Origin of the sequence: Halomonas sp. RT37 (assembly GCF_040070525.1) — a bacterium.
Classification (GTDB): domain Bacteria; phylum Pseudomonadota; class Gammaproteobacteria; order Pseudomonadales; family Halomonadaceae; genus Halomonas; species Halomonas litopenaei.
Genome location: NZ_CP098827.1, coordinates 2743936 through 2766804, shown reverse-complemented (window position 1 = coordinate 2766804; position 22869 = coordinate 2743936). Strand labels below are relative to the sequence as shown.

Here is a 22869-nt window from a genome sequence, read left to right as displayed (position 1 = left end):
AACCTTGCTACAATGTATCTGTATGGCACTTGATTGTGGTCAAGAGAATTGCGTGCTATATCCAGCGCATTTGCTTAATTACCTCCATGGAGGTATCCGGGTGTTTTTGAGGTGTTCGTCACGTATTATCTGCCCTCTCAGATGGATGCGACATTCCGGAAATTTCTAGATGATGAAACCCTTGATCTGGGTCAAAAAGGGAAGGTGTAGTAGATGAACGGCGCCTTTTACCTGCGCCGATCACTGATGCTGCGCATGCTGGTCGCCATGGCGGCGATATCCTGTCTGGCTCTGGTCAGCCTGCTGGGCTCCATCGTCATCGCAAAGAGCGCGGGAGGTTACGCCGACGCCATCAACCAGGCGGGCTCGCTGCGAATGCAGGCCTATCGACTGCTGGCGACGTCGGAGTTGCTGCCGGCGGATCACCCCAGGCGACGCTGGCAGCACGAACAGATGGAGGCCACGCTGGCTGCCGGGGCGATCATCGCGCTGATTCCGGTGGACGCCGATGATCCGCTCAGAGAGGCCTACGACAGGGTGGTGGAGTGCTGGCACGAAACCCTGCGTCCCAACACGGTGGATTTCGAAGGTGGTGACGTCTTTCGGCTGGATGACAAGGTCGCCGAGTTCGTCGACAAGGTCGATATTTTGGTGGGAAGGCTTCAAGAATATGCCGAGTCAAAGGTCGTATTTCTTGAGGTTTTTCAGGGGGCATCACTCGCCGTTCTCGTGATATTTATGGTGATGGTTGTCTATCGAATAGTCTGCGGTGTCATGCCGCCATTTCGTGACCTTATTCGCGTTGTAAATGGCGTGATGGTCGGTGACTTTTCGGGGAGAACCATCTACCGAGGTAACGACGAGTTAGGCTTGTTATCCAGAACAATCAACAAGATGAATGCCAGCCTGTCGGAAATGTACGGTCAGCTGGAAAAGCGTGTCGCGGCGAAGACCCATGAACTGAAGCGCAGCAATGATGCGTTGCGTATGCTTTATCTGACCGCGCGGCGTCTCAATGGGGTTACTCCGCTGACCCGGGAAGAGCTCGAGGAAGTGCTGCGCCAGCTTGAGGCGGTGACCGACGAAGGCCCCTTCGAGCTGCGCCTGTCCATGGGAGGCAATGGCAAGGATATTGTCAGACTCAGCTCTCGCCCCGGCGCGGAAAGCGCTTTCGTTCAGGAACCATCGCGCGGGCGTGAAATATCAGACAAGGCGGCTGCCGGATTGTATGCCAACGGCAATGAATACGCGGTCAGGGTGCGCGAAGCGGGTCGGGATTTTGGCGAGTTGCGTGTCCATCAGCCTCCCGGCCATATGCTTGCCCAGTGGAAGATCGAGCTGGTGGAGACGGTGGCCGGGCTGATTGCCGCGGCCTTGTCGCTGTCCGAGAAAGCCGACGAGCAGCGTCGGCTGGCGCTGATGGATGAGCGCGCGGTGATTGCGCGAGAGCTTCACGACTCGCTGGCGCAGTCGCTGTCCTACCTGAAGATCCAGGTGACCCGTCTACAGATGCAGCTCGATCAGCAACGCCACGAGCAGGTGGCGCAGGTGGTCGCGGAACTCCGGCACGGTCTCAATTCGTCCTACCGCCAGCTCAGGGAGCTGCTCAACACCTTTCGTCTGCGCATCCATGAGTCGGGTCTGGAAGCGGCGTTGGAGGAAACGGTGCTGGAGTACTCCAAGCGGGGCGACTTCGAGCTGACCCTGAAAGGCCAGTGGAGCGGGCTGTCGCTGACCCCCAACGAGGAAATTCATGTGCTGCAGATCGTGCGAGAGTCGCTGTCCAACGTGGCCCGCCATGCACGTGCTCGGCACTGCACCATCAGCCTCGCCGTCGACGACACGGGGCACTATCAACTTTCGGTCACGGACGACGGTGTAGGCATCGGACCGCAATCGGATCCTTCCATGTCCCACGGGATGGCGATCATGGAGGAGCGGGCACGAAGCCTGAGTGGAAAGCTCACGGTCAGGGGCATCAAGCCCTGCGGCACCGTGGTGACCGTCCGCTTTCTGCCGCGTCTGTTGGCGCAGTTACCTGTGGCGTCCGAGTGATGGGCTTTCACGGGCGCGAGGTCGCGACGACGTGGCCTGCTGAACGTGTTGCCCGGCAGCGGGTCGGGTGAAACCACTCTGGAGATAGCACTATGAGCATGCTTCGATTGATGATCGTGGACGATCACCCCCTGTTCCGGCGTGGGGTGCGTCAACTGGTGGACATGGATCCTAGTCTGGTGGTGGTCGGTGAAGCCTCGGATGGCGCCGAGGCGGTGCGCAAGGCCGTCGATCTGCAACCCAACCTGATCCTGCTCGACCTCAACATGCAGCCCATCGACGGCATCGAGGTGCTCCGGCGGATGCGTGACGCCCGGGTCAAGAGCCGTATCGTGATCCTGACCGTGTCCGACTCCGACGACGACGTGGTGCGCGCGCTCAAGGAAGGCGCCGATGGCTATCTGCTCAAGGACATGGACCCCGAGGAGGTGTTGCGGTTGATTCGCGAGGCGGCCCAGGGTCAGGTGGTGCTGGGGCCACAGATGGCGTCGCTGCTGGCCAGCGTGGTCAAGGGCGAGCTCCCGGCAGGGGGCGACGACGGCATGTCGTGCCTGACCGCTCGGGAGAGGGACATCCTGCGCACCCTGGCGCGTGGCCTGTCCAACAAGATGATCGCCCGCGAGCTGGACATCGCCGAGGGCACCGTCAAGGTCCACGTCAAGCATCTGTTCAAGAAGCTGGATCTTCGCTCACGGGTGGAAGCAGCGGTGTGGGCCACCAAGCATGGCCTGGGCTAGGGCTTGCAGAAACAGGCTTGCAGGAACCGTGACTCCTCACGATAGCGCCGGGGGGGCGTCCGGATACGACAACGCCCGGGACAGGCCCGGGCGTCGTTTGCTGGCTGGCACAGCCCGCTGGCAGGGCGTCAGTCGTTGACGGCGGCCACCGCCTTGGCCAGGTACGGCAGGTTCTCCTGGGAGAAGCCGGCGACGTTGGCGCGGCCCGAGCGCACCATGTAGATGCCGTACTCGTCGCGCAGGCGGTCCACCTGTTCCGGCGTCAGGCCGGTGTAGGAGAACATGCCACGCTGCTCGGCGATGTGGGCGTACTTCTGGTCCAGCCCGTAGGGCTTCAAGGCCTCGACGAAGTCACGACGCAGGGTGTTGATGCGATCGCGCATTTCGGTGAGTTCCTCGCGCCACACCGCGGCGAGTTCCGCCGAGTTGAGGATCTCTGCCACGATGCTGCCGCCGTGGGCCGGCGGGTTGGAGTAGTTCTCACGGGCGACGATGGCGATCTGCGAGCGGACGTTCTCCATCTCCTCGCTGTTCTTCGCCACCACGATCAGGGCGCCGGTACGCTCGTTGTAGATGCCGAAGTTCTTCGAGCAGGAGCTGGTGATCAGCACGTTGTCGAGGTTCTCGGCCAGCAGGCGAACGGCGTAGGCGTCCTCGTCGAGGCCCTCGGCGAAGCCCTGGTAGGCGAAGTCGACCAGCGGCAGCAGGTCGCGCTGCTGGATCACTTCGAGTACCTGTTGCCACTGCTGGTGGTTCAGGTCGAAGCCGGTGGGGTTATGGCAGCAGGCGTGCAGCACCACCACGTCGCCCTGGGGGATCTGCTTGAGGGCTTCCAGCATGCCGTCGAAGTCGAGACGGTTGTCGGCGTCGACGTAGGGATACTTGTGCAGTTCGATGCCGGCGGCGGTGAAGATGCCGTGGTGGTTCGGCCAGGTCGGGTCGCTGACCCAGATGCCCTTGCCGGGCAGTTGGGTCGCGACGAAGTCCGCCGCCAGGCGCAGGGCGCCGGTACCGCCGGGGGACTGGGTGACGCTGGCGCGGCCGGCCTCGAGTACGGGGGAGTCCTGGCCCAGCACCATCGGCAGCACCACGGCACCGTACTGGGCGGCGCCGTGTGAGCCGATGTAGGTCTTGGTGGTCTCGTTGTTGAGCAGCAGGGCTTCGGCCTCCTTGACCGCACGCATCACCGGAGTGTTGCCCTTTGCATCACGGTAGACGCCGACGCCAAGATCGACCTTCTGGGGATTGGTGTCCTTCTTGAAGGCCTCGATGAGCCCGAGGATGGCATCTCCGGGAACCCGCTCAATCTTCTCGAACATTTTAGCTTGCTACCTCGTCGGTTCTGGCCGCTAGGATGAAATCGTTCTTGTGCAGGCCCTTCATCTCGTGGGACCACCAGGTCACGGTGACCTTGCCCCACTCGGTCAACAGGGCCGGGTGATGGCCGGCTTCCTCGGCGATCTCGCCGACGCTGTTGGTAAAGGCAAGGGCCTGCCGAAAGTTGCGGAACTTGTAGCTCCGCTCCAGTTGCATGATGCCATCGCGCTCGACGATCCGCCACTCGGGGATCTGCGCGTGCCACTGTTCGATCTCGTCCTCGGTGGCGTGGGGGGCGTCCCAGCTGCAGGCTTCGCAGGACTGCTCGGTGAGGGTCTGGGTGGTGTCGTTCATGCTGTCTCCTGGTGGTGTCGGTTAGGGAATGTGGATGTTCAGGCGTGTTCGCTGCGTCGGTCGTTGTCGGCACCGTCGTGGGCGATGGGGCCGTTCTCGCCGGTCTCGCCGGGCGTTGGCTTGGGCTTGGCCGTTGAATTGGGCTTGGGCGGAAAGCGCGGTTCGAATAACCCCAGCGCCTTGGCTTCCTCGACCAGCGCCATCAGGTCGCGTTGTGACAGCTCCTCAAGCCGGTCGAGGCTGTCCAGAACGTAGTAAAGGGGCTGCAGGATGTCGATGCGGTAGGGGGTGCGCAGGGCGTCGAGGGCGTCGAAGGGCGCATGTGCAGGGGTGTCGGACAGGGCGTGCAGGGTCTCCTTGGGCGAGGAGATGATACCGCCGCCATAGATGCGCCGGCCTTGCGGGGTGTCCACCAGGCCGAATTCCACGGTCATCCAGTAGAGCCTGGCCAGGTAGACCCGGTCCTTGGGTTCGGCGGCGAGGCCGATGCGGCCGTAGGTGGCGGTGAACTCGGCGAAGGCCTCGTTGGTCAGCATCGGGCAGTGGCCGAAGATCTCGTGGAAGATGTCCGGTTCCTTGAGGTAGTCCAGCTCCTCGGGGGTACGGATGAAGGTCGCGACCGGAAAACGACGGTTGGCCAGCAGTTGAAAGAAGGTGTCGAAGGGGATCAGGGCCGGTACCTGGGCGGTCTGCCAGCCGGTGGCTTGCTGTAGCACCCGATCGACGTCGCCCAGTTGCGGAATACGATCGCTGGGCAGGCCGAGGCGCTCGAGGCCGTCCAGATACTGCTGGCACACGCGCCCTTCGATCAACGTCAGCTGGCGTTCCATCAGCGTCTGCCAGGTCCGGTTCTCGACCTCGCTCCAATGGATGATGCCGTCGGCATCCGGCTCACGGGCCTGATAGGCGGTGCCCTTGGTGGACGGGGTGGACGAAGAAGGTGCGTGCATGGTGTCTCCCGGCGATTGTCGACTGTTGTGGTATCGAGACTGAGTCGAGTCTAGGCATGGGGGCTTTCGTCACGCAGCCGTGCATCGGGGGGATAGGCACCAGAAGGCGGCCCTTTTCTGTCAGGAAATCTTTACAGCTGGTGCTCGAGATGGTGTCTATCGACCAAAGATGCAGGACGCGCTCCTCTGTCTTCGATAGGCTGTAACGAAATCTTGACATACGAGTCAGACCAGCCTGACGGAAACTTCAGATGGTGTGACCCTTTTGCGGAGCCATTCCCTTCATGCGCCTGAGAGTTCACTGCCAGAATCGTGTCGGCATCCTTCGCGACATAGTGGCCCTGCTGGCCGACTATGGGGTGAACGTGGCCCGGGGCGAGGTGGGCGGCGAGCACGGCAACGCCATCTATCTGCACGTGCCGCAACTGTTGCACGCCCAGCTGGCGACGCTGAAGCCCAGCCTCGAGCAGGTGTCCGGCGTATTCGGGGTGCGCCGGGTCAGCCTGATGCCCAGCGAGCGCCACCAGCTCGAGCTGGAGGCGCTGCTGTCGTCACTCTCCGACCCGGTGATGTCCATCGACATGGAGGGGCACCTGGTGGCGGCCAACCGGGCGGCGAGCCAGTTGCTCGGCGTGCGCGTCGACGAGGTGCCCGGGCTGTCGCTGAATCGCTACCTGCCGGAGCTCGACCTGCCGGAAGTGATTCGTCGCAACAATGCTCGGGTCAATGGCCTCAGGATCCGGCTCAAGGACGCCACCTACCTGGCCGATATCGCGCCGCTGCATCGCGAACACCACGACGACGTGGCCTCGCTGGCCGGTGCCGTGGTCACGCTGCATAGCGCCGATCGTATCGGCGAGCGTATCTATCAGGTGCAGCGCCAGGAGATGCGCGGCTTTGAGGCGATGTTCGCGGCCAGCCCCCGACTCGCCTCCCTGATCCACGAGGCGCGACGCATGGCGCCGCTGGACGCGCCGCTGTTGATCTTTGGTGAGACCGGCACCGGCAAGGAGGTGCTGGCGCGGGCCTGTCACCTGGCCAGCCAGCGCGGTCAGGCGCCGTTCATGGCGCTGAACTGCGCCGGCCTGCCGGAGTCCATGGCCGAGACCGAACTGTTTGGCTATGCCCCGGGCGCCTTCGATGGCGCTCGCCCCGAGGGCAAGCTGGGTCTGCTGGAGCTGACCGCCGGTGGCACCATCTTCCTCGATGAGGTCGGCGAGATGAGTCCGCGGCTGCAGGCCAAGCTGTTGCGCTTTCTGCAGGACGGTGGCTTTCGCCGGGTCGGCGCCGACGACGAGACCTACCTGGACGTGCGGGTGATCTGTGCCACCCAGCAGGATCTGCTGGCCCTGTGCGGCCAGGGGCTGTTTCGGCAGGACCTCTATCATCGCCTCAACGTGCTGTCGTTGAGCGTTCCGCCGCTGAGGGATTGCCTGGATGGCATCGAAGCCCTGGCCGGGCACTTTGTCGACCGAGCCGCGCGCCAGATCGGCTGCGCGCTGCCTGCGCTTTCCCCCGCGGCACTGGCGCGCATGGCCAGCTATCACTGGCCCGGCAATGTGCGGCAACTCGAGAACGTGCTGTTCCAGGCGGTGTCGCTGTGCGAGACCGGGCTCATCGAGCCGGCCCATCTGCGGCTGCCGGCCTCGGGGGCGCCGGCGGGTCTTGCCGGTATCGACCTGGACGGCTCGCTCAACGACATCCTGGGCGAGGTCGAGCGGCGCGTCTTGGCCTCGCTGTACCCCCAGCATCCGTCCAGTCGCCAGTTGGCGCGGCGCCTTGGCGTATCCCACACCACCATCGCCAACAAGCTGAATCGCTATGGCATCACCGGCAGCGAAGGCTGACGGTGAGTGTGAGAGTGAAAGTGAGACGGAGGGGGCTCGAGGCACCGACGAGGCATCGAGGCCCACTGCTCACGGTCGAATAGCTGGCGTTCGAATAGCTGGCGGTCGCAAGGCTAGCCTTCGAATAGTGGTGCGAGGGCCTGCCTGACGTCGGTATAGCGGGCGCTTTCCTGGCTGGCGAATCCCGGCAGGCGTCGCGCCTTGGCCTGGCTCAGGCGCGGGCTGATGACGCCGCACAGGAAGCGGGTAGCAAGCTCAAGGTCCAGCGGCTTGCCTGGCTCGACACTTTCCAGTGCCTGGGCCAGGCCCGTCAGCCAGGCTCGCAGTTCGCCCTCGTCGGGGAGTGCCGGAGCCGGGGCGGGCGGCAGGCTGGCGGTCTCGCCGCGACAGGCTGAACAGTGGCCACAGCGTCGGGGGGCATTGGGGTCACCGAACCAGTCGGCGAGTCGCGCGCTGATGCAGTCGTCGGCCTCGAACAGCGCCAGCATGGCGTCGAGTCGCTCGAGTTCGACCCCCGCGCGCTCGACGAACTGCTGATGCAGATCGGGGGCCAGCTGTCTGGGGTCCACGGCCGCGAGTTTGTGGTAGACCTCGGTCATCTGCTTGCTTTCCAGGCGCATCAGCCCCTGTTCCGCCAGGTAGTCGAGCGCCTTGAGCACCCGCGGGCGGGAGGTGTCGAGGCCGCGTTCCTGGCCCAGCTGGTCGAGGCGTTCGAAGTCCAGCCGATACCAGGTACGGGCCTTGTGCGAGGCATCGAGCAGTGCGCCGAGAAAGGCGCCGCGCTCGCCGGGAAAGCGGGCGAGGAGGGCGTCGGGTTCGATCGCCAGGCTGAAGCGATACTCGGCGAAGTAGCTGTGGCTGGCGCGCACCACGCCGGCCAGTTCCAGCTTGACCAGCAGCGTCTTCAGCGGCAGCTCGCGGATGTCCGAGAGGCGTGACAGGGCGTTGAGCGACAGCTCCCAGCTATCGGAGGCATCCGCCAGGTCGGTCAATACCGCCTCGATGCCCGACAGCGGTGGTACGTCACCATGGATAAAGTTCTCGAGCACTGGCAGGTGTTCACGTCCGGCCAGCATCAGGCACTCCGACGGCTTGCCGTCGCGCCCGGCGCGTCCGATCTCCTGGCTGTAGTTCTCGATGGACTTGGGCAGGTCGAAGTGCACCACCTGGCGAATATCGGCCTTGTCGATGCCCATGCCGAAGGCAATGGTGGCGACGATGCCGGGCAGGCGTCCGCTCATGAAGTCCGCCTGCAGTCGCTGGCGGGTCTCACTGTCGAGCCCGGCGTGGTAGGCGGCGACCTCGAGCCCGGCGGCCTTGAGGTAGGCCGCCAGGCGCTCGGCGCTTTGCTGCAGGGTGACGTAGACGATGGTGCCGCCGTTGCCGAGTCTTGGCGCCAGCCAACTGGCCAGATGGCGAGCCCTGTTGTCGGCGGGCAGCGGGGAGACGGCAAGGTCCAGATTGGCGCGGTAGAAGCCGGTGGTGATGACATCGTCAGGCGCGATATCGAAGCCTCGACGCATGTCATCGATGACCTTGGGCGTGGCGGTGGCGGTCAGCAGCAGCACCTGGTCGATGCCGAACTCCCGGCGATAGTCGGGCAGTTTCTGGTAGTCCGGGCGAAAGTTATGTCCCCATTCCGACAGGCAGTGGGCCTCGTCGATCACCATCAACGAGACCCGCACGTCGCGCAGAAAGGCGCGAAAGCGTTCATTGCGCAGGCGCTCGACCGATACCATCAGGACCTTGAGCTGGCCGTTGCGGGCCGCTGCCATGACCTCCCGAGCCTGATCGCGATCCTGACTCGAATCGATGCTGGCGGCGGCGATACCGCGCGAGGTCAGCGTCGCCAGCTGGTCCTGCATCAGCGCCAGTAGAGGGGATACCACCAGGGTGAGGTAGGGCAGGTGCAATGCCGGCAGCTGATAGCACAGCGACTTGCCCGAGCCGGTCGGGAAGATCGCCGCTGCGCTGCGGCCTTCTGCGATGGCGTTGATGGTCTCCCGCTGTCCTGGCCTGAAGTGGCGGTGGCCGAAGACGTTCTCGAGGGTCTGGTCGATGGTGGTGGACATGCTGGCTCCCTGATGGCGGGCCCTGTGACAGCGGCAGGATCGGGGGCAAGGGTACCCAAAACAGTCACCGGCATGAAGCGACGACGTGCCAGCTCAGCTGGCGGTGTCAGGATGATCCCTGGGGCAGCCAGCGCTGGATCACGCGATCGCGGCCCTGTTGCTTGGCTTCCATCAGGTTGGTGTGGACCTGCTGCATCAGTTGCGCGCTGCTCAAGCCACGAACAAAGTCGGAGACACCGATACTGACGGTGACCTTGTGGCGACCGATGCCGAAGTCCTGACGAGAGATGCTCTCGCGCAGGCGCTCCGCCAGCTCGCGCGCTCTGCCAGCGGGTGTCATCGGCAGCAGCAGGGCGAATTCGTCGCTGCCCATGCGTGCCAGCATGTCCTCCTGGCGCAACTGGCTGGATGCCAGGGCGGCGATCTGACAGAGCACCCGATCACCGAGTCCGCGCCCCCAGGTGTCGTTGATCAGGGCAAAGTGGTCCAGGTCGATCAGCAACAGCGATAGCGGCGTGCCATGGCGGTTGGACATGGAGGCGATCTTGTCGATGTGTCCCATCATCGAACGTCGGTTGGTCAGCCCGGTGAGTTCGTCGGTGCCGGACAGGTAGCGAAGACGTTGCTCTTCGGCGACCTGATCCTCGATGTCCACCAGCAGGCCGTGCCACAGGATGCCTTCGTCCGAGCGCTCCGGCAGTGCCTCCAGCGAATACCAGTGCGGGGTGAGTTCGCCGATCGGCAGGCGCAGTCGCGTGGATACCGGCGACAGCCAGTGCGCAGAGTGTTCGATGGCCCGGATGAATTCACCATAGGCGTCACCCAGCAGATCGCCGAGCCGCTGACGCACGTCATTGATCGACAGCAGTGGCTCAAGGCGAGCCGTCATCGGGTCTTCACCTGTCAGGGCGGGAAGCTGCAGGCGGCCGCGAGCGTCTCGCTTCAGGGTGAACAGCACCCCCGGGACACGCTTGAGACAGGCAAGACTCGCGCTTTCATTGCAGGTCGGGGAGGGTGACGGCGGGTCACGATCTTCCATAGCAGGCAGTCCTTGGCCACGGGATGGCGGGTCAACCCGAGGTATCGGGCCTTCACCACCATCTTAAAGGCAGGGCATTGCGGGTATATCAGTCCAAGGGACTAAGAAATATCAGACAAAATTCTGCATTTATGGATTGCGCCATAGGGAGGAAAGGCTTGAACGTTCTCGCTAGGCCGCTGATAGCGGGCGTTGTGGCCGTGGAGCCGGGAGCTGATCGATCGGCAGACATCGGCGTGAGGGCTTGATCAAGGATATGCCGCAGCGAGAGTGACTAGGCAGGTTCCCGTCATGATTCACCGAAAGCGCGCGCATTTCCGGCAACTTCGCGGTCACCGGGGTGCGTCATAGCGAAGCTCTCGCCCCCTGGAAAAGACTACCTGCCACAGTTGCAGGTAGCGGGCACGGAAGGCTCCGGCACAGATCGCCAGGTAGTAGCGCAGCATCCGATAGGTGCGTTCGTTGTAGTGCCGTGTGTTGTAGTGACGTGCAATGTCATGCCTGCAGGCGTCAAGGTTGGCCAGCCACGCCAGCAGGGTGGGATCGTAGTCGGAGCCGAAGTTCTGCCAGTCTTCCACCATCAACATCTCCTCGCTGTGCTGGCAGATCTGGCGGGCGGACGGCAACACGCCGTTGGGAAAGATGTAGCGATGGATCCAGGGGTCTGCGGTGATGCGAGAAGTATTGGAGCCAATGGTATGCAGCAGGAAGAGCCCGTCATCCGGCAGCAGGTCGGCCACCGTCCGAAAGAAGGTCGTGTAGTTGCGCTGTCCTACGTGTTCGAACATGCCGATCGAGGCGATCCGGTCGTACTGGCCTTGCAGGTCGCGGTAGTCGGCCAACTGGATATCGACGGGCAAGCCCTGGCAGCGCTCCCTGGCCAGTGCCACCTGCTCCCGGGATATGGTGATGCCGGTCACGCTGACGCCGTAGTGACGGGCGGCGTGCTCGGCCAGGCTGCCCCAGCCGCAGCCGATGTCGAGAAGGTGCATGCCAGGGCGCAGGGCCAGCTTTCGACAGACCAGATCGAGCTTGGCGAGCTGGGCCTGATGCAGCGTCGTTGCCTGGCGCCAGTAGCCACAGGAGTAGCACATGGTGTCGTCCAGCATATACCGAAACAGGTCGTTGCCGAGGTCGTAGTGAACCTCGCCGACCTGATAGGCTCGGGCGCGACTCTGGAGGTTGAAGAAGCCCGCCTGCAGGCGATAGAAGAGGTGGCTCGCGGCGCTACGCGAGCGTTGGCCCAGACCGTGGCGCAGTAGCCGATGGGCAAGCTGGTCGATACGCCGCGCCTCCCACCAGCCATCCATGTAGGCTTCCCCGAGCCCCAGCGTGCCCTGGTGCAGGATGCGGGCGAACAGATCGGGATGATAGATTTGGATATCGTGGGGTTCAGGTCCGTTGAGGCGAATGCCCGAGCCCTCGAGCAACTGCTCGATGATCCGTCGAGGGCGATTGTTCGGCAGTGCGATGGGATGGGGGCGGGCGTCGCTGGTCATGTGGCCTCCTGGTGTCCGTGCAGGCGGCATGTCCGAGGAAACGAGAAGCGGGCAGGAGAGTTGCCCGCTCCGAAGTGAGGCCAGGTCCGCCACCTCGGCAGGGGCCTGAATCACCTTCGGCTATCTTTATTGTTGCAAAACAGCATAGTTCAGCTGGCATGCCTTTCCAGCGAAGAACGCGGGCGGGTTGGCACAGAATCAAGGAGGCTTAAGTTATGCACGTTATCGTCGATCTTTGCGTGGTCCCCCTGGGTGTGGGCGTTTCGGTCTCCGACCACGTGGCCGCTTGCCAGCGGGAGATCCAGGCGTCCGGTCTCAGCCACCAGATGCACGCCTATGGCACCAATATCGAAGGCCCCTGGGACGAGGTCATGGCGGTGGTCAAGCGCTGCCATGAGGTGGTGCACGAGATGGGGGCGCCACGCATCACCACCACCTTGAAACTCGGTACCCGGACCGACCGCGATCAGAGCATGGCAGACAAGGTCGAGAGCGTGGCACGACGCCTGGGTGACTGACGGCTCACTTCGAAAGCACACTTTACCGCCTGCCCCGACCTCGCGACGCTGATCGCTGCATGAGACGGGGCGCGTACCTAGCCGGGCCCCGTCAGTCCGCAGGTGGCAACAGATGGTGACCGGCCTGGTCGGCCAGGTGGCGGCCGAGTCGCTCCAGCGGCTCGCCGCCGTGGCGCCAGTAGTGCCAGTACAGCGGTACGTCCAGATGCCAGCCCGGCACCACGTCCTCAAGCTCCCCCGTCGAGAGCTCCCGATACGCCTGGATTTCGGGAATGAGCCCGAAGCCGAGGCCCGCGTGGGCCAGGCGCAGAAATCCCTCGACGCTGGCGCAGCGGTGGTGCGGGAAGGGGCCGTTGACGCCATGGGCCGCCATGAAGCGGTGTTGCAGTTGATCGTTGGGCCCGAAGATGATGGCCGGCGCCTGGGCCAGAGAACCGGCGTCCGCGCCCTGGGGGCAGTGTCGGGCCATGAAGTCGGGACTCGCCAGGGCGCGGTAGCGCATCACGCCCAGGGCGATGACTCTGGCGCCCTGAACCGGCATGTCGCTGGCGCACAGGCAGGCAGCCACTTCGCCCAGGCGCATGCGTTCAAGTCCGACCTCCTGATCCTCGATGACCAGATCCAGGGTAATCGCCTGATGCTTGAGGTAGCCGGCGATGGCGCCCGGCCACCAGGTGGCGAGGCTATCGGCATTGATGGCGATACGTAGCTGACGGTGGCCCAGTGCCAGCTGCGGTGCATCCTGGATCAACTCGCCCTCCAGCAGTTGTACCTGCTGGACGTGGTTCAACAGCCGTTGACCCAGTTCGGTCGGTGTCGGCGGGGAGCCCCTCACCAGCACCGGCTGTCCCAGGCGAGCCTCCAGCAGCTTGATGCGCTGGGATACCGCCGATTGGGTCAGCCCCAGCGCGCGGGCCGCGCGCTCGAAGCCCTGGTGGGTCAGCACGGCGGCCAGTGCATCGAGCAGTTTGTAGTCCAGCATGGGCGTCTATCCATGTCCTTGAGTATAAGAAATGGTAATGAGGCAGTGGGAGAAGTGATTTCTCTTATTTACCAGCTTGCCCTAGTCTCTGCCACATCCCGCAGCGCGCAACATCGGCGCAGCGTCGACAATCATCGTGAGGAAGGACAGACCATGTGGCTTTCACTGATCCAGGGCGTGGGCACCGGAGCGGGACTGATCATCGCCATCGGCGCGCAGAACGCCTTTGTGTTGTCCAAGGGACTGAGGCGACAACACGTCTGGTGGGTGGCGGGGATCTGCGCCCTGTGCGATGCCGTGCTGATCGGCCTGGGGGTGATGGGTCTCGGCGCCCTGATCGCCCAGAGCGAAGGGGCCATGCTGTTGGCGCGCTACGGCGGCGCCGCCTTTCTTGCCTGGCAGGCCTGGCTGGCCATTGGTCGGGTTCGACGGCCCAGGGGCATGGACGTTGCATCGTCTGCCTCCAGTGCCAGCCTTGCCCAGGTGGTGCTGGCGACCCTGGCGGTGACGCTGCTCAACCCCCAGGTCTATCTGGACACCCTGGTGATGCTGGGCGCCATCGGTTCGCTGCAAGAGAGCCCGGTGGGGTTCTACGTGGGGGCGACCATTGCTTCCTTTGTCTGGTTCTTCGGTCTGGTAAGCGCCGCCGGCGCCCTGGCACCGCGGTTGAAGAGCCCGAGGGCATGGCAGTGGGTGGATGGGATCATCGCCGTGATCATGCTGCTGGTGGCGTGGCAGCTGGTGACGCTGACGCTGTAAAGGTCCCAGCGATAGGCAGCCTGTCATGCCAGCGTGACGTCGTGTAAGGATTTCGTGACGCCTGGGGTGCAGAGCGCACACGGGGTGTCACGCCAGCGCTACAGCTGGCCGATGCCGGGGCGTGTGCGCTACCACCTCAAGCCGCTCCGGGGGGATGGGGGGCGCGTGTCGAGAAGCCTAGGATGGGGAGTGACAATCACAATGACGGAGGCCCACATGACCGCAGTCGCTCCCATCGATACCCACAACCCCATCGGCACCAATGGCTTCGAGTTCGTCGAATACAGCGCCCCGGATCAGGCTGGCATCGACGCCCTGCGCGAGCTGTTTCTCGCCATGGGGTTTACCGAGACGCGCCGCCACCGCTCGAAGCGGGTCACCCTGTTTCAGCAGGAGGGGGTGAACTTCGTGCTCAACGCGGAACCCGGCAGTCACGCCGCCAGGTTCGCCGAGATTCACGGTCCGGGCGCCTGCGCCATGGCGTGGAAGGTAGCGGATGCTCGTCAGGCACTGTCCTACGCCATCGATCAGGGCGCCCGTCAGGTCGATAACCCTGTCGGTGCTGGCGAGGTCGGCATTCCGGCGGTGGAGGGTATTGGTGGTTCTTTGCTGTATTTCGTCGATGATCGGGTCGACGAACAGGGACGTACCATCTACGACATCGACTTCGAGCCCATCGCCGGCACCTCGGCTCAGGACAACAGCGTTGGTCTCAAGGTGCTGGATCACCTGACCCACAACGTGGCGCGGGGTCAGATGGATCCCTGGGCCGACTTCTATACCCGTATCGCCAACTTCCGTGAGAATCGCTATTTCGACATCGAGGGCAAGAAGACCGGGCTTCATTCCCGCGCCATGACCGCACCCTGCGGCAAGATGCATATCCCGATCAACGAGTCCGCCGACGACAACTCCCAGATCGCCGAGTTTATCCGCGAGTACAACGGCGAGGGTATCCAGCACCTGGCCATGGCCACCGACGACATCTACGCCACGGTGCGCGCGCTGAAGGCCAACGGCATTCGCTTCCTGTCCACCCCCGACACCTACTACGAGAAGGTCGATGTGCGGGTGCCCAACCACGAAGAGCGGGTCGAGGATCTGCGTGAGTTGAGCCTGCTGATCGATGGCGGTCCGGATCAGGGGGTGCTGCTGCAGATCTTCACCGAGACCGTGATCGGTCCGATCTTCTTCGAGATCATCCAGCGCAAGGGTAACGACGGCTTCGGCGAGGGCAACTTCAAGGCGCTGTTCGAATCCATCGAGGAAGATCAGATTCGCCGCGGTGTCCTCGACGCCGACTGACGTCGGTCGGCTACAGCCGCTGTCGTCACTGGCGTCTTGTCGGCCAGGTGAGCGGCAGCGGATCCTTCGCCAGGTAGGCCCTTGGCCGCGACTTTGCGTCGTCGGCCTGCCCAATCACAACAAAATCCGTCACAATGGCGCGCTGGATGCCCTGGGTCTGTGCTGTTTCAGGCTGTTTTCAGGGCGCCACCGCCATGGTGGACAAACAAAAGTGCGCAAGCGATCTCTGGTGAGTCATGACAACCAATGAACCCTCTCGCACCCAGTGGCTAGGCCGCTGGGGCTTCGTTCTGGCCGCGACCGGCTCCGCTGTGGGCCTGGGCAATATCTGGAAATTTCCGTACATGACCGGAGAGTACGGCGGCGGCGCCTTCGTGCTGGTCTACCTGGTCTGTATCCTGTCGGTCGGTGTGCCCATCATGATGACCGAGATCGCCCTGGGGCGGCGTGGTCGGGGCAGCCCTATCGACGCCATTCGCCGGGTGGTCAAGGAATCCGGAGGCAGTTCGCTGTGGTCGCTGTTCGGCTGGATGGCGATGCTCTGCGGCTTTTTGATCCTGAGCTTCTACGTGGTGGTCGCCGGCTGGTCCTTCGCCTACCTGTGGAAGATGATCTCCGGCGGACTGGTCGGTTCCAGCGTCGATGACATGGCGGCCATCTTCGGCGCCAACAATGCCAACCCCTTCAGCCTCGGCGGCTGGAGCACCCTGGTGACCGTGGCCACCATGGTGATCGTCGGCAAGGGGGTGCAGCAGGGCATCGAGAAGAGCGTCGGCTGGATGATGCCGGGTATGGTGATCATGCTGCTGATCATGATCGTCTACGGCATGTTCTCCGGTGGCTTCGGTCAGGCCGTCCACTTCCTGTTCGACTTCAAGGCTTCCAGTCTGTCAAGCGAAGGCATGCTGGCCGCCATGGGCCATGCCTTCTTTACCCTGTCACTGGCCTCCGGGGCCATCCTCACCTACGGCAGCTACCTGCCGAGACGTGCTTCCATCGGTCGTACCACCCTGACAGTCGCGGTGGCCGATACCCTGGTGGCGCTGATGGCGGGGCTGGCGATCTTCCCGGTGATCTTCGCCAACGGCATGGAGCCCAACAGCGGACCCGGCCTGATCTTCATGAGCCTGCCGCTGGCGTTCCAGGCGATGCCGATGGGCACGCTGTTTGGCATCCTGTTCTTCATCATGCTGTCGATGGCGGCGCTGACCTCCTCGATCTCGATGGTCGAGGCCACGGTGTCCTGGCTCAACGACAACAAGGGCATCAGCCGCAAGGCGGCCGCCTGGGGCACCGGCATCGTGCTGTGGCTGATGAGCACGCTGGCGATGCTGTCGTTCAATATCGGTGCCGACTGGACACTGGCCGGCAAGCACTTCTTCGATTGGCTCGACTTCCTCACCTCGCGTCTGATGATGCCGCTGGGCGGACTCGGCATGGCGCTGCTGGCCGGTTTCTTCCTCAAGAGCGAAGCGGTACGCGATGAGCTGGATCTGCCGGCGGGCATGCACGCCCTGTGGCTGTTCATGGTGCGCTACGTCAGTCCCCTGGGCATCCTGGTGATCTTCGTCGATGCGCTGGGCATCGTCGCTGTAGATTTCGCCGCCCACTGGTTGTGGCTGGCACTGATCCTGGTCGTGATGACCGGTCTCGGTGAAACCCTCAGCCCGAGGCTGCGGCGGACGCTGAGCGCCAAGGGGTAAGACAGTCACCCCACTGACCCTGCCAAAGCCGCCAGAGCGCCGCTTTCCCCGTCGGGGAAGGCGGCGCTCTGGTGTGGGGTGACGACGCCTTGCAGCAGCAATGAAGTGTGTTTTTGGTAATAACGAAGTGGACGTTTAATTCCGGCATGGCATAATGATGCCCGTTGTCATCGCCCGTTGTTCACTCTGGAGTCCACCGTCATGAGCCCTTCCCAGTTGCCTGCCCACAGTGGCTTTCCGGCCGGTAGCGTGAGTCTCGTCGGTGCCGGTCCCGGCGATCCTGAGCTTCTGACCCTGCGAGCCTGGCGGCGACTGTGCGAGGCCGAGGTGGTGCTGCACGATCGACTGGTCAGTGAAGAAATCCTGGCGCTGGTGCCGGCATCGGCGGATCGCTACTACGTCGGCAAGGCTCGCTCCGATCACAGCCTGCCCCAGCAGGACATCAACCGCTCGCTGGTCGACTGGGCCCGTCAGGGCAAGCGTGTGGTCAGGCTCAAGGGGGGCGACCCTTTCATCTTCGGTCGTGGTGGTGAGGAGCTTGAGACCCTGGTGGCCGAAGGCGTTCAGGTGGAAGTGGTACCGGGCATCACCGCGGCTTCCGGCTGCAGCGCCTACGCCGGCATCCCTTTGACCCATCGGGATCACGCCCAGTCGGTGCGCTTTATCACCGGGCACTTGAAGGAAGGGGGGTGCGAACTCGACTGGCGGGCGCTGGCAAGCCCCGGTCAGACGCTGGTGTTCTACATGGGGCTTGGCAGTCTCGACTACATCAGCCAGGGCCTGATCGGCGAGGGACTGAGTCCGGACACCCCGGTGGCGCTGGTCGAGCAGGGAACTACCCAGCGCCAGCGCGTCCATCTATCCAGCTTGGCTAATTTGCCGAAGTTGAATGATCGGGATATCATTCGACCGCCCACCTTGATCATCGTCGGCAGCGTGGTATCGCTGCACGAGCAACTGGCCTGGTTCGATCATGCGCAAGCGGGGAGTCGTGGGTGGATGCACGGCAAGCATCCGTCACCCCGAGAACGTTCTTCGGATTGAACGTGCGCCATCGCTGGAGACTTCGCACCAGGCTCTGAATCCCCGCGTCTCGCGGGTTACCTGAGGTGAAGATGATGTTGTCCATTTCTCTGCGTCGTATGTTTTCCGGTCGATCGACCATGGCCGCCTGGGCGGCCGCCGTTGTTCTGGCCATGGCGTCGCTTGCGAGCGCGCCGGCAATGGCCCGTGACGACGGAGAGGTTGCTTCCCAGCGCGGCCAGGCTTCCTACTACAGCGATCGCTTCCAGGGGCGTCGAACCGCCAGCGGCGAGTCCTTCGACCAGCAGGCGCTGACCGCCGCCCATCGCAGTCTGCCCTTCGGTACCAAGGTGCTGGTCACCCGTCGTGATACCGGCCAGAGCGTCGAGGTCGAGATCAATGACCGCGGCCCCTTCGTCCAGGGACGGGTCATCGACCTGTCCAAGCGTGCCGCCCGCGAGCTAGGCATGCTCAAGCGCGGCACCGCGCCGGTCCTTCTGACCTACCTGCCCGGAGCTTGACCCGGGGCACCAACAGGGGCCACAAGCATCGGTACGTCGAAACGAAGATGTGCGATCGCAGGTGATCGACCAAGGCCCGCCAGGCTTGCCTGGCGGGCCTTGTCGTGTCTGCGCAATGATGGCAGGGCGCATCGTCACCGCGAGAACTGCTCGATCGCCCGGGTATCGACCGGCTGATCGTGAAATTCGCGCTGCCAGCGGGCGAGCAGGGCGGTGCGCTTCAACTCATCGAGGGTCGCCAGCAAGCCGGGGCTCAGAGGAATCGGTCTCAGGCCGTCAGGGTAGTCGCGGCGCATGGCAGTGGCGGTGCCCGGGCCATCCAGCTGGGGGTGCAGGGCGCCGAGTTCGCCGGCCTCGGCGATGACCCTTTGGCCGTCGGCGCTCAGCAGGTAGTCGATAAAGCGGCGCGCTGCCCCCGTGTGCGGCGCCTGGCGAGGCACGAAGGCCAGACGTCGAATGACCAGGGCATAGTCGTCGGGAATCACCAGCCTGAGCTCGGGGTCATCGGCGATCCTTTCCCGGGCATAGCTGCCCAGCACGTTGTAGGCGATGTCGTAGCGACCCTGCCTGAGGCCTTCCAGCATGGCGCCGGTGGTATTCACCAGGGCGGTATCTGCCTTGCCCAGCGCCGCCACCAGATCCCAGTAGCGCGGGGACAGGCGCGACTCCTCGATGGCGTAGGTGTAGCCGGCGCCGCTGGAGGTGGGGTCGTAGGTGACCAGGCGTCCTTGCAGCGGCGAGCGCGCCTCGGCCAGCAGGCCGAGCAGATCGGCGCGGCTGTCGACGGGGCCGAGGCGCTGCTCGAGGCGGCGGCTGACCACCATCACGATGGGTTCGAAGGTAAAGGCAAACAGCTCCTGACGCCACTTGGCCGTGTCCGGCCAGCGCTGGGTGATGGCGGTGTCGATGCTCTGGGCGTGACCCTCGTTGACCAGCAGGTACTGCCAGGGCATGGCCGACGAGATGACCACATCGGCCTCTGCGGGGGCGTCGAGAAAGCGCTGATGCACGTCCAGCGTCGAGAAGTTGCGGTAGGTGATGGTGTAGCGCGGATGACGACGATGGAAGTCCTCGAGTAGCGGCAGGGCGTAGGGGATATCCAGGGCTGCGTGGATCACCAGCGCATCTGACGACTCTCCTGTACCTTCTAAGGTGACCTCATCGTAGGCTGGCTGCTGCGAGGCGTTCCCCGGGTGTGCCTCGAGGGGGGAGTCGGACCCGGCCTCGGGTATGGATTGCGCCAGGGACTCATCAGGCAGAAGCGACCACAGCGCTAGCGACGCCACCAGCGTGACAACGGCGGTCATCCAGGGGGGCAGCGCAAGGGTGTGGGATATCATGGCTGGCTCCGTGAAGGGGCGGACGTCGATCCCTTGTCGACGCCTTCGCCGAATTGCAGGCTGACTCGCAGGCCCGGCGGTGGTGCTTCCCGGGCGTCACCGAGGCTCAGTCGAGCGCCGTGGGTGCGGGCGATGCCGTCGACGATGGCCAGGCCCAGACCCGAGCCTTCGCTGGTGTGCTCACCGCGGTGGAAGGGGCGCAGTACCAGCAGTCGACGCTCGTGGGGGATGCCTGGGCCGTCATCGACGACCGCCAGAGCGATCGGGTCGGCGCTGACCTCGACGGTGATGTGCCTGGCACCGTAGTGGCAGGCGTTGTCGATCAGATTGGCCAGCGCCTCGCCCAGCTGCCAGTCGAGCCCCTGCACGTGCACCGGTGCCTCTGGCGCCTCCAGACCAAGGTCGACGCCGGCGCGCTGACAGCGTTGCCAATGGGCCATCACCGCCTCACGGGCGACCTGAACCAGATCGGTGGGGGCCAGTTCGGGCTGGTACTCGGGATTGTCCAGGCGGGTCAGCGACAGCAGTTGCATGGCCAGGCGCGAGGCGCTCTGGCTGGTGGTCTGCATGGCGCCGAGGGCCCTGCGCCAGATGGCGGGGTCGTCCTGGCGCAGGGCCAGTTCGGCCCGGGCGGAAAGCCCCGCCAGTGGGGTGCGGAGCTGATGCGAGGCGTCGCCGATAAAGCGTTCCTGGTTGGCCTTGACCCGACGCATCCGTGCCAGCAGCTCGTTGACGGTATCGCGCAGCTCGGCCAGCTCTCGCGGCAGCGGCAATTCCAGCGGTGCCAGGGTGCGCGGATCACGGGTGCGTATCTGGCGTCGCAGTCGTGTCAGCGGTGCCAGCGCCAGGCGAATGGCGATCAGCAGGGCGGCCACCGACAGCACCGCCACCGCCAGCAGGTAGGCGAGGCTCTGGCGAAACAGTTCGCCGCTGAGCGCGTCGCGCCCCTCGCGCGTGTGGGCGACCCGGATCTCGAAGGGCTCGCGCAGGCGCCAGTCCTCAAGCCGAGAGCGGCGCACGCCGAGGCGCAGAGGCATATCGTGGTAGTCAACGTCGCCATAGACGACGTCGCTCGCGTCCTGGGCGGCGCCTTCGATACCGGGCAGGTCGGCGTTGCCGGTGACCCGCTCACCGCGAGCGTCCACCAGGGTATAGAACACCCGTTCGTCGTGGCGCGAGGCGAGCATTTCCAGGGCCGCCGGAGGCAGGTCGAGCCATAGTCGGTCGTCCTGCCACTGGGCCTGTTCGGCGATCGACAGACTGGCGGCGTCGAGCAATCGATCGAAGGCCCGGTCGGCGGTCTGGCGAGCGTCCAGCCAGGCCCGCCACAGCACCACCGAGCCGACGATCAGCATCGGCAGCAGCAGCCAGGTCAACAGTCGGCGATGCAGTGAATCCCCGCTCATGGTGCTTCCAGCAGGTAGCCGAGACCGCGCACCGTGCGCAGGTTCACTCGATGCCCCTGAAGGCGCTTGCGCAGACGATGCACGTAGACCTCGATGGCATTGTCGCCGAGTTCCTCCTCGCCGAAGGCTTCACGCACCAGGGTAGCCTTGTCCACCGGCTGGCCGGCGTGTCGCATCAGGCACCCCAGCAGGCGCTGCTCTCGCGGAGGCAGTGCCAGCGCCTCGTCGCCCAGGCTGAAGCGCTGGGCCAGGCTATCGAAGCTGAGTTCGCCCACGGTGATCAGGCCGGAGGGGGCGCGGCGACGCATCAGGGCGCGTACCCGGGCCTCCAGCTCCTCCAGCGAGAAGGGCTTGGCCAGGTAGTCATCGGCACCCAGGTCGAGCCCTCGCACGCGATCTTCTACCGCGCCGCGAGCGGTGAGAATCAGCACCGGGGTCGAGCTGTCGTGGCGCCTCAACGCCTCCAGCACCTCCAGGCCGCCGAGCCCAGGAAGGTTCAGATCCAGAAGTACCATGTCCAGTCGGTGATTTCCCTGGAGGCGGTCGCGGGCGTCGATGCCGTTGTCGAGATGCACAACCTCGTGGCCTGCGATGCCGAGGGCATCGACCAGGGTCTCGGCCAGAAGCCGATCGTCTTCCACCAGCAGCAGTGTCATGCGCGCCTCCCTTGGGTGTCCCGCTGATCGATCAACTGTGTCACCGCCTCGTCGAGCCGTGTCGCGGCGGCCTGTGTGTCCAACCGTCCCTCGGGCCCGGACAGGGCCAGCCAGAGTTCGTGACGACCTTCCAGCGGCAGCCGCCGACACACCATGATGCCTCCCGCAAGGGCCGGCGCCGGAGTGTCAGTGTCCCGCAGGGGCCACTGGCTGCCGGGAACAAGGTCATGGCGCAGGCTCTGATCGGGCAGGGCGGCCAGGCGACAGTGAACCACGCCGGCGGTCACCTCGAGCAGGCTGGCGGTGTCGCCGAGTTGTCGCGCCAGGCCGTCGAGCAGCGGCTGGATCAGCGCCGCGAGATCGCGACTGGGGGCGTGGCGACGGGCGAGGCGCACCGGAGCACCGCCAATGCGCCAGCGGCCATCCTCTCCACGCTGGGTGTAGTCGAAGCGTTCCAGCGAGGCCAGAAGCCTGAGCAGGGTGCTCTTGTAGAAGCCGGTGGCGTCGGCCAGTTCTGCCAGACTGAAACTATCCTGAGGAGTATCGAAGACCTCCAGGACCGAGAGGGCCCGTTCGACCGCCTCGACGCGATCCTGTGCCATGTGAACCTTCCTGTCGGTGATAGCGAATGATGTCGCTGGCATTCAACTTTGGTCGGAATTACGCGATCGCGCGTTGACCCGGATGCTGTCCGGGCTTAGCTTTCCATCCAAGGGAACGACGTTCTGCCTTACAGAATTGTAAGCCAGGTGTCAGTTTCCAACAAGTGGAAATCTCGGCGCCGTC

The 22869-nt window shown here is 64.4% G+C and carries 20 protein-coding genes; 9 read left to right on the top strand and 11 right to left on the bottom strand.

Features of this window, described 5'->3' with window-relative positions:
• Positions 1-246 precede the first annotated feature (246 nt).
• Both NFG58_RS11880 and narL read left to right on the top strand, forming a co-directional pair.
• Positions 247-2055, top strand: a complete 1809-nt coding sequence (locus NFG58_RS11880) for a histidine kinase (protein ID WP_348826561.1) — start codon at positions 247-249, stop codon at positions 2053-2055.
• A gap of 92 nt (positions 2056-2147) precedes the next feature.
• A complete protein-coding gene (narL, locus tag NFG58_RS11875) occupies positions 2148-2792 on the top strand; it encodes a two-component system response regulator NarL (protein ID WP_045994022.1) in 645 nt (214 codons plus the stop codon).
• A 128-nt stretch (positions 2793-2920) separates the two neighbouring features.
• On the opposite strand, the gene NFG58_RS11870 is transcribed toward narL, so the two are convergent.
• The 3 genes from NFG58_RS11870 to phhA are packed head-to-tail and all read right to left on the bottom strand — an operon-like array spanning position 2921 to position 5413.
• The gene (locus tag NFG58_RS11870; protein ID WP_108133056.1) at positions 2921-4111 is read right to left on the bottom strand and encodes an amino acid aminotransferase; all 1191 of its coding nucleotides are present in this window, start codon (positions 4109-4111) and stop codon (positions 2921-2923) included.
• A gap of 1 nt (position 4112) precedes the next feature.
• On the bottom strand, positions 4113-4463 hold the full coding sequence (locus tag NFG58_RS11865; RefSeq protein WP_045994020.1) for a 4a-hydroxytetrahydrobiopterin dehydratase: 351 nt from the start codon (positions 4461-4463) through the stop codon (positions 4113-4115).
• A 38-nt stretch (positions 4464-4501) separates the two neighbouring features.
• Entirely contained in the window at positions 4502-5413 is a 912-nt protein-coding gene (gene phhA / locus NFG58_RS11860; protein WP_348826560.1) for a phenylalanine 4-monooxygenase, read from the bottom strand.
• A gap of 284 nt (positions 5414-5697) precedes the next feature.
• Here phhA and NFG58_RS11855 point away from each other — a divergent pair, with 284 nt between their 5' ends.
• The gene (locus NFG58_RS11855; RefSeq protein ID WP_045994019.1) at positions 5698-7260 is read left to right on the top strand and encodes a sigma-54-dependent transcriptional regulator; all 1563 of its coding nucleotides are present in this window, start codon (positions 5698-5700) and stop codon (positions 7258-7260) included.
• A 113-nt stretch (positions 7261-7373) separates the two neighbouring features.
• On the opposite strand, the gene NFG58_RS11850 is transcribed toward NFG58_RS11855, so the two are convergent.
• The 3 genes from NFG58_RS11850 to cfa all read right to left on the bottom strand — a co-directional run bounded on the left by NFG58_RS11850 (position 7374) and on the right by cfa (position 11870).
• Positions 7374-9332 (bottom strand): RecQ family ATP-dependent DNA helicase, encoded by a 1959-nt coding sequence (locus NFG58_RS11850; RefSeq protein WP_348826559.1) that lies wholly within the window; start codon positions 9330-9332, stop codon positions 7374-7376.
• Positions 9333-9438: 106 nt separating this feature from the next.
• Positions 9439-10371 (bottom strand): GGDEF domain-containing protein, encoded by a 933-nt coding sequence (locus tag NFG58_RS11845; protein ID WP_213227121.1) that lies wholly within the window; start codon positions 10369-10371, stop codon positions 9439-9441.
• Positions 10372-10703: 332 nt separating this feature from the next.
• On the bottom strand, positions 10704-11870 hold the full coding sequence (gene cfa / locus NFG58_RS11840; protein ID WP_253028827.1) for a cyclopropane fatty acyl phospholipid synthase: 1167 nt from the start codon (positions 11868-11870) through the stop codon (positions 10704-10706).
• Between the two features lie 215 nt (positions 11871-12085).
• On the opposite strand from cfa, the gene NFG58_RS11835 reads away from it, so the two are divergent.
• Complete coding sequence (locus tag NFG58_RS11835; RefSeq protein ID WP_045994015.1) at positions 12086-12388, top strand: MTH1187 family thiamine-binding protein; 303 nt, start codon at positions 12086-12088, stop codon at positions 12386-12388.
• Positions 12389-12479: 91 nt separating this feature from the next.
• On the opposite strand, the gene NFG58_RS11830 is transcribed toward NFG58_RS11835, so the two are convergent.
• Positions 12480-13370, bottom strand: a complete 891-nt coding sequence (locus NFG58_RS11830) for a LysR family transcriptional regulator ArgP (protein ID WP_045994014.1) — start codon at positions 13368-13370, stop codon at positions 12480-12482.
• Positions 13371-13523: 153 nt separating this feature from the next.
• Between NFG58_RS11830 and NFG58_RS11825 the strand changes: the two genes are divergently transcribed.
• The 5 genes from NFG58_RS11825 to NFG58_RS11805 all read left to right on the top strand — a co-directional run bounded on the left by NFG58_RS11825 (position 13524) and on the right by NFG58_RS11805 (position 18681).
• Positions 13524-14129 (top strand): LysE family transporter, encoded by a 606-nt coding sequence (locus tag NFG58_RS11825; protein WP_108133064.1) that lies wholly within the window; start codon positions 13524-13526, stop codon positions 14127-14129.
• Between the two features lie 216 nt (positions 14130-14345).
• Positions 14346-15434: a 4-hydroxyphenylpyruvate dioxygenase gene (hppD, locus tag NFG58_RS11820; protein WP_213227115.1), complete on the top strand. Its 1089-nt coding sequence runs from the start codon at positions 14346-14348 to the stop codon at positions 15432-15434.
• 236 nt (positions 15435-15670) lie between these two features.
• Positions 15671-17137 (top strand): sodium-dependent transporter, encoded by a 1467-nt coding sequence (locus NFG58_RS11815; RefSeq protein ID WP_045994012.1) that lies wholly within the window; start codon positions 15671-15673, stop codon positions 17135-17137.
• A gap of 201 nt (positions 17138-17338) precedes the next feature.
• Positions 17339-18181 (top strand): uroporphyrinogen-III C-methyltransferase, encoded by an 843-nt coding sequence (gene cobA / locus NFG58_RS11810; protein ID WP_045994011.1) that lies wholly within the window; start codon positions 17339-17341, stop codon positions 18179-18181.
• Between the two features lie 152 nt (positions 18182-18333).
• Positions 18334-18681, top strand: a complete 348-nt coding sequence (locus NFG58_RS11805; RefSeq protein WP_108448868.1) for a septal ring lytic transglycosylase RlpA family protein — start codon at positions 18334-18336, stop codon at positions 18679-18681.
• 134 nt (positions 18682-18815) lie between these two features.
• On the opposite strand, the gene NFG58_RS11800 is transcribed toward NFG58_RS11805, so the two are convergent.
• From NFG58_RS11800 to NFG58_RS11785, 4 genes are read right to left on the bottom strand one after another with little or no spacing between them, the layout of a single operon-like run.
• Complete coding sequence (locus NFG58_RS11800) at positions 18816-20021, bottom strand: ABC transporter substrate-binding protein (protein ID WP_348826558.1); 1206 nt, start codon at positions 20019-20021, stop codon at positions 18816-18818.
• Positions 20018-21427, bottom strand: coding sequence for a sensor histidine kinase N-terminal domain-containing protein (locus tag NFG58_RS11795; protein ID WP_348826557.1), 1410 nt, complete (start codon positions 21425-21427; stop codon positions 20018-20020). The genes NFG58_RS11800 and NFG58_RS11795 overlap by 4 nt, the downstream gene beginning before the upstream one ends.
• Positions 21424-22083, bottom strand: coding sequence for a response regulator transcription factor (locus NFG58_RS11790; RefSeq protein WP_045994009.1), 660 nt, complete (start codon positions 22081-22083; stop codon positions 21424-21426). Before NFG58_RS11790 ends, NFG58_RS11795 begins: the two co-directional genes overlap by 4 nt.
• Positions 22080-22685 carry a helix-turn-helix domain-containing protein gene (locus NFG58_RS11785; RefSeq protein WP_348826556.1) on the bottom strand — a complete coding sequence of 202 codons (606 nt, stop codon included), beginning with the start codon at positions 22683-22685 and terminating at the stop codon, positions 22080-22082. Before NFG58_RS11785 ends, NFG58_RS11790 begins: the two co-directional genes overlap by 4 nt.
• Positions 22686-22869 lie beyond the last annotated feature (184 nt).